The organism is Chryseosolibacter indicum (genome assembly GCF_018598585.1).
Classification (GTDB): domain Bacteria; phylum Bacteroidota; class Bacteroidia; order Cytophagales; family Cyclobacteriaceae; genus Chryseosolibacter; species Chryseosolibacter indicus.
This window is the reverse complement of record NZ_JAHESD010000040.1, coordinates 20,828-34,366: the sequence shown is the minus strand read 5'-3', so window position 1 is coordinate 34,366 and position 13,539 is coordinate 20,828. Positions and strand designations below refer to the sequence as shown.

9 protein-coding genes and 1 pseudogene are annotated in these 13,539 nt (G+C 40.7%); 4 read left to right on the top strand and 6 right to left on the bottom strand.

The features are described from left to right. Positions 1-2: 2 nt before the first annotated feature. The gene (locus tag KK060_RS16145; RefSeq protein WP_254154806.1) at positions 3-1,133 is read right to left on the bottom strand and encodes an acyltransferase family protein; all 1,131 of its coding nucleotides are present in this window, start codon (positions 1,131-1,133) and stop codon (positions 3-5) included. Between the two features lie 281 nt (positions 1,134-1,414). On the opposite strand from KK060_RS16145, the gene KK060_RS16140 reads away from it, so the two are divergent. From KK060_RS16140 to hslV, 3 genes are all read left to right on the top strand, one after another. Then, complete coding sequence (locus tag KK060_RS16140; RefSeq protein WP_254154805.1) at positions 1,415-3,019, top strand: Na+/H+ antiporter; 1,605 nt, start codon at positions 1,415-1,417, stop codon at positions 3,017-3,019. 322 nt (positions 3,020-3,341) lie between these two features. Continuing rightward, positions 3,342-4,976 carry a pyruvate dehydrogenase complex dihydrolipoamide acetyltransferase gene (locus KK060_RS16135; protein WP_254154804.1) on the top strand — a complete coding sequence of 545 codons (1,635 nt, stop codon included), beginning with the start codon at positions 3,342-3,344 and terminating at the stop codon, positions 4,974-4,976. A gap of 61 nt (positions 4,977-5,037) precedes the next feature. Beyond that, positions 5,038-5,574, top strand: coding sequence for an ATP-dependent protease subunit HslV (gene hslV, locus KK060_RS16130; RefSeq protein ID WP_254154803.1), 537 nt, complete (start codon positions 5,038-5,040; stop codon positions 5,572-5,574). Between the two features lie 81 nt (positions 5,575-5,655). On the opposite strand, the gene KK060_RS16125 is transcribed toward hslV, so the two are convergent. The 4 genes and pseudogenes from KK060_RS16125 to KK060_RS16110 form a co-directional block, all read right to left on the bottom strand. Then, a complete protein-coding gene (locus tag KK060_RS16125; protein ID WP_254154802.1) occupies positions 5,656-6,786 on the bottom strand; it encodes an AI-2E family transporter in 1,131 nt (376 codons plus the stop codon). Then, positions 6,783-7,973: an aspartate aminotransferase family protein gene (locus KK060_RS16120; RefSeq protein WP_254154801.1), complete on the bottom strand. Its 1,191-nt coding sequence runs from the start codon at positions 7,971-7,973 to the stop codon at positions 6,783-6,785. The genes KK060_RS16125 and KK060_RS16120 overlap by 4 nt, the downstream gene beginning before the upstream one ends. Positions 7,974-8,231: 258 nt before the next feature. Next, positions 8,232-9,056, bottom strand: a complete 825-nt coding sequence (locus KK060_RS16115; protein ID WP_254154800.1) for an OmpA family protein — start codon at positions 9,054-9,056, stop codon at positions 8,232-8,234. 33 nt (positions 9,057-9,089) lie between these two features. Beyond that, a pseudogene (locus KK060_RS16110) lies at positions 9,090-9,686 on the bottom strand (nuclear transport factor 2 family protein). 216 nt (positions 9,687-9,902) lie between these two features. Between KK060_RS16110 and KK060_RS16105 the strand changes: the two are divergent. After that, positions 9,903-10,871: a tetratricopeptide repeat protein gene (locus KK060_RS16105; RefSeq protein ID WP_254154799.1), complete on the top strand. Its 969-nt coding sequence runs from the start codon at positions 9,903-9,905 to the stop codon at positions 10,869-10,871. A 98-nt stretch (positions 10,872-10,969) separates the two neighbouring features. Here KK060_RS16105 and priA read toward each other — a convergent pair whose 3' ends face one another. After that, entirely contained in the window at positions 10,970-13,471 is a 2,502-nt protein-coding gene (gene priA / locus KK060_RS16100; protein ID WP_254154798.1) for a replication restart helicase PriA, read from the bottom strand. Between the last annotated feature and the right edge of the window lie 68 nt (positions 13,472-13,539).

Here is a 13,539-nt window from a genome sequence, read left to right as displayed (position 1 = left end):
ACCTAAGCGGATGCTGTTGGTTTTAGCAATACTTTCTTACCTAACCATTTTCTAGTGGGTTCATCATAGAGTTTTAGTGCAGCATAGGCAAGAGCTATGCATGAGATAAAAGCAAGTATAGCAATGGGGTAAGTTTCTTTAATTTTTAATCTGCCATCGTAAACCCATCCTGTATATATATACACAATTGGATAATGTGTGATATAGATGGGATATGAGACATCACCCAGAAACTTACAAAGTTTATCAGCATATTTACCTTTAACGTCGCCACTTGCTCCAAGATAAATTAGGAGCGGGAAGATCAAGATTATGCTCAAGGAATCGTAAAGGCCATTCATCCAAAGGTGTTCACTCCCTCCAATACGTGGAAACGATAGAACAATGATGACAAGGAGACTACACCACAAAAAGGCATTATTAATAAAAGTAAGTTTCACTGTTCTTGAAAGTAACAGCCCAGCAAAGAATGGATACATAAGGCGAGTGAGACCGATATAAAGCTGCGTAGGATCAATAGACCATCCACCGATAACATCACCTGCAGGACTTGTTACGGCTAAATGAATAAGTGCTACCGCAGAAATGAATACAAGAACTGAAAGCGCTGGTTTTGAGAATTTTCGAACCCCTATGGCATAAAGAATATTTGCAAAGTATTCGAAAAAGAGAGACCAGGCCGGGCCATTAAGTGGATGCATTTCGGCCCAACCCCTGATATCCATTGAGGGCGGTACGGGAAGTAATGTAAAGCCAATAAACATGATAAGAAGCATACTCCAAAGCGGTACTTCACTGATCCCGGGCCACAATACAGAACCCTGAAAGTAGAAGCAGATCGCGCCAACAAGCATTCCCATTACCACCATAGGTTGAAGTCTGATCAGACGTCTTTTGAAAAATTCCAAGGTTGTTATGTTATTCCAACGATCGTCATAAGCGTAACCGATAACGAAGCCTGAGAGGAGAAAGAAGAAGTCAACAGCAAGATACCCGTGATTAATGAGTTGATCTAAATGACTTGTGGCATGAGCTTCAAAAATATGAAAGAGAACAACCATGAGGGCCGCAACACCACGAAGACCATCGAGAATTTTGTAATGGGGTTTCGTAGTTAGACTATTGTTATTCATTGATTCAAGATGTATGATTTGACAAGGCGGTTTTGCAATTTGTACTAATTATTCGAGGAACCAAAAAAGTACGTTATCAAATAACAACACCACCTTAAGTGACAAAAGGAATCAAATCCTTTTTTTAATCACTTTCAACTTCATAGTATGAAAGCTTTGCAAGTAATCTTAGTGCCTCCGGTACTTCTCGTTAAAGTAACGAGAAGTACCCCTTTTCACAGGGATGAAGATGCATTGCCAGAATAGATAGATTTTTTAATTTTATCGTGTAACCATATTATATGCAAGGACTTTTTGTCGAATACATCTCACTCGTACTCATTATTATAGCGCTTGTAATGCTGGCGAATAAATTGAAGCTGGCATATCCGATCGTACTTGTAGTAGGAGGTTTAGCTGTAAGTTTTGCAAATATCTTCCCACATATTACCATAGACCCTGATCTCATATTCTTTATTTTTCTTCCGCCCTTGTTGTATGAGGCAGCCTGGCAAACAACTTGGAAGGACTTCTGGAAATGGAGGCGTGTTATTACAAGCTTTGCTTTTCCAATTGTAATTATTACATCATGCATCGTAGCCTTTGCATCGTATGCGTTAATTCCTGGTTTTACTCTAGGGCTCGGATTCCTTTTAGGCGGTATTGTATCACCACCTGATGCTATTTCTGCGACAACCATTATGCGCCAGGTAAAAGCGCCCAAAATATTAGTAAGTATAGCAGAAGGTGAAAGCCTTTTAAACGATGCCTCTTCACTTATTGTATTTCGCTTTGCGCTCGCAGCAATAGTTACGGGACAATTTCAATTATCCCAAGCAGTGAGCAGCTTTCTCATCGTGGTCGTGATGGGAACATTGATTGGTGTATTAGTAGGGTTCATCTTTTATGCAATATATCGTTGGTTGCCTACTACCCCAGCCATAGAAATTATCTTAAATCTGCTTGCCCCTTATTGCATGTACTACTTCGCAGAACAGTTTCATTTCTCAGGTGTGTTGGCGGTAGTATCAGGCGGACTATTCCTATCCAATCAACGACATAAACTACTCACTTACCAGGGAAGGGTTCAGGGGGCTAATGTTTGGTCGACGCTGGGGTTTCTGCTTAATGGTATCGTGTTTATGCTAATAGGCCTTCAACTTCCATACATAACAAGTGAAGTAGAGGAAGTTAGTCTTGGTGCAGCGATATGGTATGGACTTGCTATTTCACTTGTTTTAATTGTTACTAGGTTATGCTGTACCTTAGGAGCTTCAATTTTTACACGTTTTGCCGCGCGGTTTATTACAGTTGCAGATCGAAATCCCGGATGGAGAATACCGATAGTATTTGGCTGGTCAGGAATGCGGGGTGTAGTTTCTCTAGCTGCTGCACTTTCAATTCCTGTTGTTATTCAACCCGGACAACCTTTTCCTTACAGAAACCTGATTTTGATAATCACCTTTATTGTGATTCTCGTGACACTCGTATTCCAAGGGCTTACCTTACCATGGCTGATCAAAAAGATGAAAATTAAAGATAACGATGCTGTTCTACAGGAGCTGGAGCAGGAGTTAATTATAAAAAAGGCTATGACTGAACGCTCAATCCGGTTTTTGGAAAAGGAATTCAGTGATGACCAGGAATCAAATCAGCATGTGAAGAATCTTACAGCTAAATTGCGAACTGACTTAAATGTATTTCAACAGGACGTAGAAGTATTTAATAATACAAGCAGAAATTTTATTGAGCGTTATCAACACATATATCTTGCTTTACTAGACCAACAACGAAAGGCACTTTATGAACTTAACAGGGAAGATGGCTACGATGAAGAATTGATCAGGAAATACCTGTCATTGTTGGATCTGGAAGAAACGAAGTTGAGGGAACTATTACGTCGTTAATCTTGCTATCCAATGAGGTAAAGTGGCAGATATTTCTCTACGTTCTTCGATTCTAAAATTTATTATTGTTTGTTCTTTAGGATACGTGAAATACTACTGATTTATCCTGATCAGGCAGATTACCTGGAGAGGTCTCTTTCAAATCCTATAGGAAGACCAGAAAACCGCTTTAAAAGCGTAAAAATATTAACCTGCGATCGATACCTAAAAAATTGCTTGAAAATCGTCTTTTAACCCCTATTTTTGGAAGCTTAAAAAAATGGCCTGTTTTGATATAGAAATGGGTTTTCAAAGAATAGTAATCTAAACGTCTACAAAAACAATGGCAGAAATCGTACGAATGCCTAAAATGAGCGATACCATGACAGAGGGAGTTATCGCAAAATGGCACAAGAAAGTTGGAGATACGGTAAAAGCGGGAGAGTTAATGGCTGAGATCGAAACAGATAAAGCCACGATGGATTATGAGTCATTTAATACGGGTACTGTACTTTTCCTTGGCGCTCAGGAGGGACAAGCTGTAAAGGTTAATGATATTCTCGCCGTTGTTGGAAATAAGGGTGAAGATTATAAGGCATTGCTAGAAGGTGCAGGTTCTGCAGCTTCATCTGGTGGGAAAGCTGAGACCCCGAAGTCAGCTCCTGCTCCTCAACCTGCAGCGGCAGCTACTCCTGCAATTGATACTTCTGGTATTAAGGCCGAGGTTGTGCTCATGCCTAAAATGAGCGATACGATGACGGAAGGGGTAATTGCTGCATGGCATAAAAAGGTTGGTGACTCAGTGAAGTCAGGTGAACTACTAGCAGAGGTCGAAACGGATAAGGCTACCATGGAATATGAGTCTTACAACACTGGAACTCTATTATATATAGGAGCAGAAGCCGGAAAAGCAGTAGCTGTTAATGGAGTACTCGCGGTGATAGGTGAGAAAGGAGCAGACTATCAAACACTTTTAAAAGCACACGAAGCCAAAGCATCGGGTGGAGGAACTACTGCGTCAGCTCCAAAAGCCGAAGCGGTTGCTCAACCTACGCAAAACCAGGAGTCAGCACACGCAGAACATTCAACAAATGGCCGCATTAAAGCGTCACCGCTTGCAAAAAAACTGGCCAAAGATAAAGGCCTGGACTTAAGCAAAATTCAGGGAAGTGGAGACTACGGTCGTATAACTAAAAAAGATGTAGAAAGCTTTAAAGGGGCGCCTCAACAACAAGCGCCTGCTGATAAGCCGAGCAAGGGAGCTGCTCCGGTAGCATTACCTAAAGTGGTAGGGCAGGAAAGCTTTGAAGAAGTTCCTGTGTCGCAGATGCGTAAAACAATTGCTAAGCGTCTTGCCGAAAGCAAATTCTCTGCACCGCACTTCTATCTTACCATGGAAATAAACATGGATAAGGCGGTTGAAGCAAGAAAGAGCATCAATGAAATCAGTCCTGTTAAGATTTCTTTCAATGACATGGTTATTAAAGCTGTTGCTACAGCGCTACGTCAGCACCCTGATGTTAACGTTTCATGGCTAGGTGATAAAATGAGAAAGAACCATCATATCCATGTTGGTGTTGCAGTTGCAGTGAAAGATGGATTGCTTGTTCCTGTAGTTCGCTTTGCTGATAATAAATCATTATCACACATTGCTACAGAAGTGAAAGATTTAGCACAAAAGGCTCACGATAAAAAACTACAGCCGTCTGATTGGGAGGGAAGTACCTTCACCATTTCCAATTTAGGTATGTTTGGTATTGAGGAATTCACAGCGATAATTAATCCGCCTGATGCCTGTATTCTTGCTGTTGGAGGAATTAAAGAAGCGCCAATCGTTAAGAATGGCCAGATTGTTCCAGGTAATGTTATGAAAGTAACTTTATCATGCGACCACAGAGCAGTCGATGGTGCTGTAGGATCTGCATTCCTCAAGACATTAAAAGGTCTTCTTGAAGATCCGGTTAGAATATTAATCTAAGAACATGTATAAATGCCGGACTTGTCCGGCTTTATTTTTATTAAACAGTAGAGGACTTATCATGGAAAAAATACATGCTACAACCATTATAGCCGTTTTGCATAATGGGCAAGTAGCCATCGGTGGAGATGGACAGGCAACGATGGGAAACTACGTTGCTAAGAGTAATGTGAGAAAAATAAGAAAGCTTCATGACGGAAAGATACTTGCTGGTTTTGCGGGGTCAACTGCTGATGCTTTTACCCTGATAGAACGTTTTGAAGAAAAGCTTAATAGCTACGGGGGCAATATGAAACGTGCTGCCATTGAGCTTGCTAAAGATTGGCGTACAGACAGGTTTCTGCGGAAACTCGAAGCCATGCTCATTACTGTAAATAATGATGAGCTTTTGGTGATTTCGGGTACAGGCGATGTCTTAGAACCTGATCATCAGGTTGCAGCTATTGGGTCAGGATCCATGTATGCGCAGTCAGCAGCGTTGGCATTAAAGAAGCATGCACCTCATCTTACAGCAGAAGAAATTGTAAGAGAAAGTTTATCCATTGCTGCAGACATTTGCATTTATACCAATCACAACATTATTGTAGAGAAGATTTAGCTGGATGCTCAAATGCTGGATTCTAGATACTGACTCTAGATTCTGGCATCTAACTTCTGGTATCCAGAATCTAGCATCAAGCTATACCTTTGATACATCAGCTCCAGGATCTTTTTCTTTAATCTCTTTCTTCAGGTCCTTTACATGAGGAGATTTATCGGTTGCATCTTTTCCATTCTCCTTGCCGTTATCGTCCCCTAGTAATATGACGAAAGGCTTAAGATGTGCTGAATAGGAAAGTATTATTTTAAGTATGCCGATAGAGGGTACAGCTAGAATCATCCCGGCGATTCCAAGTATTTTTCCTCCAATCAGCAAAGCGATGATTGCGGCCAATGCATTGATGCTAACTTTAGAACCCGTAATTCTCGGGGTGATGAAATTACCTTCAAGAAATTGAACAACAGTAAAAACGATAATAACTCCAAGAGCATACAAAGCGCTGTCTTTTGTGATCAGCGCCATAAGCACCGGAAATAAGGCTCCAATGAAAATTCCTACATAGGGGATAATGGTTAATACACCTGATAGTATTCCAAAGAAGATTGCGTGATCAATTCCCAATATTAAAAGCCCGATAGTGTTAAGTGCCGCTATTATTAATGTTACAAGCATCAAACCTGAAATATAACCTTGTATTACATTCTCAATGTCTTTCTTCCAGGTGAGCTCGTCATCATCGTTTGGTATTATGCTTAAAAAGAAGAGCTTAAATTTCTCTCTATAAATTAGGAAAAGAAAAATATAGATAGGAATTTGAATAAGCGTTGATAGTGTGTTTGATGTTGTAAGCAAAACGGTACCAAGGTAGGTACTTACACTTTTCAGGAAATCCTGAACCATGTTGTTTTGTTCTTTTGTATCTATCCCTAACCTTTCTTGTACGGTTTGTTGTGTTGTTTCTAAAAACTGGTCTGTTTTTGATTCAAGGTTAGGGAGGTCATTTACAAGACCAATAATTTGATTAACCAGCAGCCATCCTAGAAAACTGAAAACGATTATCCCGCCGACAAGTACAATAATAACCGCCCAGGTTGTTCCTGTCTTTTTTTCAATTCGCTTTACGAGCGGAAGCATGACTACAGCGAGCAATCCTGCGAAAGCAAGGGGAATGATAATATCCCTGCAAAGTACAATAAGAGTAATAAAAAGAGCTGTGACTACAGCCAGCTTATAAATGTAATCCAGCTTATCAAATGATTTTTGAATCATGGTTCGGTTTTTCGTATAGCTTGCAGAATCACATCACATGATTCTTTTATTTGTTGTTCTGTAATGGTTAGCGGCGGAGCTATCCGGAAACTGTAAGGGTGGGAGAGGAACCAATAGCAAATTACTCCTCTTTGCTTGGCTTCGTTTACAATTGCAGATACGCGATCTGCAGAGTCAAAGTCAATGGCAAACATTAATCCTATCCTTCTTACTTCTTTTATTGAAGGATGCTTAAGATACTGTTCGAAGAGAAGGCCTTTCTTTTCAACACCCTCAAGCAATTGTTCTTCTTCAATTACTTCAAGGGTTGCAAGAGCCGAAGCACAACACACCGGATTACCTCCAAAGGTGGTTATATGTCCCAGCATCGGATCATGTGTAAATGTATCCATCATCTTCTTGTCTGCTATGAATGCCCCAATCGGTAATCCACCTCCAAATGCTTTTGCAACTGTTAGTACATCAGGTACAATTCCATAATGCTCAAAAGCAAAAAGTTTTCCCGTTCGGCCCATGCCGCATTGTATCTCGTCAAGAATAAGAATCGTGCCCGTATCGTAACATCTTTTTCTGATTGCCTGCATATATTCTCGTGTAGGAATCCGTACACCAGCATCCCCTTGTATAGTTTCCATTATGACGCAAGCAGTTCGTTCGGTTATCTGATTAATGTCAGTGGTGTTACCAAATTCAATAAACCGCACATCGGGTAACAAAGGTCGGAACGCCGCCTTCTTCACTTCATTACCGGAAACACTTAACGAACCATGGGTACTTCCATGATACGACTTGCGAAAAGATATAATCTCAGTACGTCCGGTATAGCGTTTTGCAAGCTTGAGTGCTCCTTCATTGGCTTCGGTACCAGAGTTTACGAAATAGGAGCAGTTAAGATTTTCGGGGAGCAGTTCCGCCAACCGCTTTGCCAAAAGGTTTGGGGTGGATTGAATATATTCACCGTACACCATTACATGAAGGTGTTTGTCGAGTTGCCTCTTGATAGCATCTACAACTTTGGGATGCCGGTGGCCAATTGAACTTACACCAATACCTGAAATGAGATCGGTATACCGTTTGCCATCAGGTGCGTAAAGGTAAATGCCCTCCGCCTTATCGATAGAAATAAGGAAAGGGAACGGAGAGGTTTGCGCAATATGATCAAGAAATATTTTTGGGTTGTAATCCATCAGGTAAAGCTAATCAGGCAATGATGATTACTCAAACGAAGTTGCTTTACCTGATGATAAAATGTTGAAGCTTATATGTGCTGAAGCTTGTCGTTGTATTTCTTGTTGATCGTTAAAAGAAGTTAATACACACTTAATTATCATATAGTAATGGAAGGCGAGTTAAGCAGTTTGTTTAAGAATCAAACTCGTACTACTAAAATAAAAAAAGACCTTCCGTGGGGTTAGAAGGCCTTGGAAAACTAATACATAAGAATCTTAGAATGCTTTGAAATCTACCCTGCGGTTCAATTGCCGCCCCTGGCTGGTATTGTTGGCATGTTGTGCTATTTCTTCTCCATAACCAACTACTGAAATACGTTCATCAGGCACTCCCATGTCATGCATGAGATCCCGTATCTTCTGTACTCTTTTAATGGAAAGTTTCACATTATAATCACTTCCTCCATTGCTGTCGGTATGCCCTTCAATAAGAATGGTTCGACCCTGTAATGCATACTCCACTGCAATAAGAAAGGGATTCATATCTACTACAGAGAACTCATCCTGATCAAAGTTAAAATATAAAGGAGCGAGTTCAATTGGCTCATTATCTTTCTTTTCCTTAAGCTTTTGTGCTACCATCTCACGTATAATTTCGTGCTCTTTTGAAGTAGGAGCAGGAAGCTTATTCTCTTTTAAAACCTTGTCTTCCTGGTCATGGAGCTTGTTAAGAGTCTTTTCGGATGGCCTGTCCTTTACCTTCGCTACTGTTGTCGGTTTTGCTTTGGGAATAATGGTTTCATCAACAAGATGTTTACCTTGGTTATTGGTAGAGGAGGAGCGAACGGTATTATTTGATTTATTTGTCCGCTTTTGCTCAAGAATAGAGCAGGCGCGGGTATAATGGTTGATTTGTTTTTTGAATTTTGATTTATAAAACCGTGCTTTTTGTTTATGGTAGACATGTTGGGCGTTTACTGAAACGGAGAGTAAGATGCCTATAACGATAGACAGTACAAACACAACGACTTGTCTGAGTCTTCCTCCCTTCATCCTTGTATTAGTTACCTCCCTATAGCTTAACTTTTGCACGCGGCCCATAGAAGAAGTACTGAATTTATAATTCAAAGATGGTCAGTATCTATACTGATTTCCAATCGAAGCGGGTGTAAATCCTACATTGTTATATAAAGTAATCCACCTCTTGGACTTGTTAAAATCTTCATTTAATTGAATGAAACGCTGCATGATATCATTGGGCACTGTTACGGAAAGATGGTATTGCTCGATTTTCCAACCTTGTGGTCCCTTTCTTAAGATTCCAGATCCTCGGCATGTTCCCATCCAGGTTGTTAAAAGTTCTGAAAACTATGCATAATTGCCGTCATTTGTTACATGAATATCTCTCTCGTAAGGTTTAAAATCCCAAGCTTTACCCTTGTCGAAATAAGGTTTAGCAAAACCTACAAATTCCGTTTTTGTCCATCTTTCTGAAGCATCTGTACCGATGTAAACAGAGTTGTCTGCCATAGCATTAAAAAAGACATTCGCATCGGCCTTGCCTGCCGCTAAGTGCCATTTATCTAAGAAATTATTGATTTCGACAATTGTAGAGTCTCTCTTACATGCTTTAAATAAATTCTTTAAGTACGATCCGTGGAACACTGCCCATGAGTACGTTATGTTGATTGATGTAAAGTAAATAATGAATAGTATAAAAGCCTTTTTCATAAGATAAGCGCCGGTTTAATGATAGTTGACGACGTGATTCTAACTTAATAGAAAGCTTAAGATAAAAATCACTGCCATAATGACAATAACATTCTAAGTGTTTCTCTGTACTAATTTAATTAGATTGTAGAAGTTAGAAAGTGCAGATAGAAGCGCTCATTAACTTTCTTTCCAACTTCTTTTTTTAGCTTCGCCCGTATTTCAAAATGAGGAGAGATGACAGATTTCGAAAAACGTATCAGCTCGAATAGCTCACTGCTGCAAGGCTTTGTTTTCATTTTGTTGTTGGTAACATTAGGCTGTTCCGAAAGTAAGGAAACAAGATTAGAACGGTTTCTCGCGCAGGGCAACGACATGGTTGCAAAGCATAACTATGAACAGGCTATTGATTACTATGAGGGAGCCCTCGAGCTTGACTCCTGTTTTGCTGACGCTTTGAATAACCTGGGTACTGTATACTATAATCAGAAAAACTATACCGTCGCATTAGACTACTACGGGAAAGCGTTAGAATGTCATCCAGACTACATCAGAGCCTATATAAACAGAGCCAATACTTTTTACGAAACCAACGAACTTTTCAATGTTTTGAAAGATCTGGATTGGGTTGCAAAAAGAAAGCCGGATACGCTTATACTTCATTTCCTGCGGGGACTAACCTATACAAAGCTTCGGGATTACAATAACGCGAAAGTGGCTTTTAAGGAGGCGCTGGAAATCCAGCCGGGCAATGCCGAGCTGATCATTAACCTCGGCACGTTGTATTTTTATGAAAAGAATTACGACTCTGCCAGACTGCTACTTAATGCAGTTCTTAAAGAAAATCCCGGCGAGCCAAACGGGTATAATACGCTAGCCCTGATTGAAGCAGAGCAAGCCAATTACGACCTGGCGCTTAGTTGGGTAAACAAAGCATTAGCGATACGAAAGAATGATCCATACTTTATGAATAACAGGGGATATGTTTATTTAATGAGAGGTGAACTTGATAAAGCACTTACCGACATTAATGAAAGCATTACCCTTGATCCTTATAATGGATGGGCTTACCGTAACAAAGGCATTTATTATATAAAGACAGAAAACAAGAAAGATGCCCTTCGTATGCTGAACCAGGCTAAAGGCCTCGATCCTTATATAGATAAACTGGATGTCTATTTTAAAGCAGCAGAGGAGTTAGAGTAAGTGATATTGGTAATGCAACTGTTATTGCGCGCGATCATATAACATTAAAGCCGCCTTCTAAGACTGAATTTATGGCTAAAGGATTAGAAAGAGGTGACTTACACCGGATCCACATCAATTACAAACCGAATACTCTTAAACGCTTTGTCTTTTAACACCTGTTCTATACACTCAAAGATGGTGTGCTTAAGCTGCGTGAGTTCTCCTCGCCCGCGAGGTATCTTAAGTAAAATACTCATCAGGAACTGATTTCTTATTTTCGAGATCATCGGTTCGCCTGGCCCAAGTAGCTTTACGCCTGTCAGTTGAGCCTGAAGCAACTCGGCTAACTCGTGGGCTGCATCCCTGCAGGTCTTCTTATCGGTGTGCTTGATGGTGATATCAATCAACCGCGTAAAAGGAGGGTAGGCATGCTGGTGGCGGTCCTGTATTTCTTTTTTGTAAAACTCGTCATACCGGTTGTTCAGTATAAACAATAGTATCGGGTGGTCAGGACTTGATGTCTGTACTACTACTTTTCCCGCTTTCTCTCTACGCCCCGCACGACCGCTAACTTGTGTGATTAATTGATATGCCCTTTCATGCGAACGAAAATCGGGGAAGTGCATCATACGGTCTGCATTAAACACACCAACCAGACTTACATGATCGAAGTCAAGGCCCTTTGTTACCATCTGCGTACCAACGAGAATATTGGTTTCCCCTTTTTCGAATTGGTCAATAATAGTCTCGTAACCCGTTTTAGATCGTGTGGTTTCAAGATCCATCCGTTGAATGATCGTTTCGGGGAAATAAAGATTCAGTTCTTCTTCTAGTTTTTCTGTACCATATCCCACCGTCTTTATTCGTGAGGATGTACAAGTCGGGCATTGACGGGGTAATGATTCCTTGTATCCGCAGTAGTGGCAGACTAAAGCATTTTTGAATTGGTGATAGGTGAGGCTTACTGCACAGTTAACACATTTGGGTACCCAGCCACAGTCTTCACAGTTGATCATAGGTGAATAACCTCTTCTGTTCTGGAAGATGATCACCTGCTCTTTTTTATCAAGCGCTTCATGAATATGGCGGAGCAGCAGCGATGAGAATTCTCCTTTGATGGTTTTGTTCCTTCGTTCGGATCGCATGTCTGCGAGAATGATCTCCGGTAACTTCGCTTCACCAAAACGTTTTGTTAGACTTACCAACCCATACCTGTTTTGCAAAGCCTGGTAATAACTTTCAACGGAAGGGGTTGCAGAACCCAGCAGAACTTTGGCATGATGGAGCTGGGCCATCATTATAGCCGTATCACGTGCATTATAACGGGGAGCAGGTTCGTGCTGTTTATAGGAGGGATCATGTTCCTCGTCAACAATAATCAGGCTGAGGTTGTCGAAGGGAAGGAACACAGATGACCTAACGCCTACGATAAACTTTACTTTTCCTGTTAATACACCATTCCAGACTTCGACCCTTTCGTTATCCGAAAATTTAGAGTGATAAATGCCCATGGAAGATCCAAAGATCTTTTTCAGCCGTTGAACAATTTGGGTCGTCAACGCAATCTCCGGAAGTAAATACAAAACCTGTCCACCACTGTCGAGGGCTTTGCGGATGAGGTTAATGTAGATTTCCGTCTTGCCGCTTCCTGTAATGCCGTGTAGCAGGGTTACAGCATGTTCATCAAAGCTTTTGAAAATTTCAGCTTGTGCTCGTTCCTGATCTTCGCTTAAAAGAATAGGTAATGTCTCTGCGTCTTCATCAAAACCAAAGCGTGGTACTATGACTTCAAATTCCTCGAGTATATTATGTTTAATGAGGGTATTAAGTGACGACTCCGAGGCAGCTTCATCAAGAAGTTGCTTTTTAGAAATTCCTTTAGCATTGGTAGCCTTATCCTTAAGAACAGGTACATGTTGCAGGTATTTTAATAAAACATCTTCCTGCTTCGGCTTACTCTCAAGCGTTTTAAATACTTCTTCCAGCGCTTCATGAGAAACATAGTCTTTGGTAAGGCGTATTCTTCTTTCTGTTTTTGGTTTGTATTTTTCTTTCACCTCTTCAAAAAGCAGAATGGCTTCTTTTGACGAAAGTGATTTAAGAATGCTGTAAATACTTCTTACATCCAGAAGCTTGGCGATGTCGGAGTAGGAGAGTGTATCCTGCTCAAGCCGTTTAAGCAAAATGATTTCTTTCTCAGAAAAGGAAAGTGTGCTCTCCTCAAGATTAAAAGAAGGGTTGAGCTGCACCATCGACTCGCTGGATAGTCGCAGGCCCACAGGCAGTGCTGCATTCATTACCTCCCCCAAAGTGCAGGCATAGTATTCGGCAATCCAGATAAAAAGTTTGAATTGTATGGGAGTAATGGACGGATACGTATCCAGTATTTCAAGGATATATTTTGCTTCGTACTCTTTCGGTGATTGCTCATGGATGTTGACGATCAACCCGGTAAGAATTTTGCGATCGCCAAACTGGACAATAGCACGTTGTCCAATTTGAAGATGTTCGTTCAAAGCATGAGGTATGCGATACGTAAAATACTTAGGAATAGGTACAGGTAGCAGAAGCTCTGCAAACAACGTACTCCTGGACTGGTCCTGATCGAAGATTTCCACTCCCGATATTAAAATATAACCCGGTAAAAATAAGAATATATCAACCGAAAAGTGAAATTATTGTGAAT

What these genes read in the sequence shown, in the direction of transcription:
- KK060_RS16145 (WP_254154806.1), bottom strand. Translation starts at nt 1,133, where the DNA reads ATGAATAACAATAGTCTAACTACGAAACCCCATTACAAAATTCTCGAT.
- KK060_RS16140 (WP_254154805.1), top strand. Translation starts at nt 1,415, where the DNA reads ATGCAAGGACTTTTTGTCGAATACATCTCACTCGTACTCATTATTATA.
- KK060_RS16135 (WP_254154804.1), top strand. Translation starts at nt 3,342, where the DNA reads ATGGCAGAAATCGTACGAATGCCTAAAATGAGCGATACCATGACAGAG.
- hslV (WP_254154803.1), top strand. Translation starts at nt 5,038, where the DNA reads ATGGAAAAAATACATGCTACAACCATTATAGCCGTTTTGCATAATGGG.
- KK060_RS16125 (WP_254154802.1), bottom strand. Translation starts at nt 6,786, where the DNA reads ATGATTCAAAAATCATTTGATAAGCTGGATTACATTTATAAGCTGGCT.
- KK060_RS16120 (WP_254154801.1), bottom strand. Translation starts at nt 7,973, where the DNA reads ATGGATTACAACCCAAAAATATTTCTTGATCATATTGCGCAAACCTCT.
- KK060_RS16115 (WP_254154800.1), bottom strand. Translation starts at nt 9,056, where the DNA reads ATGGGCCGCGTGCAAAAGTTAAGCTATAGGGAGGTAACTAATACAAGG.
- KK060_RS16105 (WP_254154799.1), top strand. Translation starts at nt 9,903, where the DNA reads ATGACAGATTTCGAAAAACGTATCAGCTCGAATAGCTCACTGCTGCAA.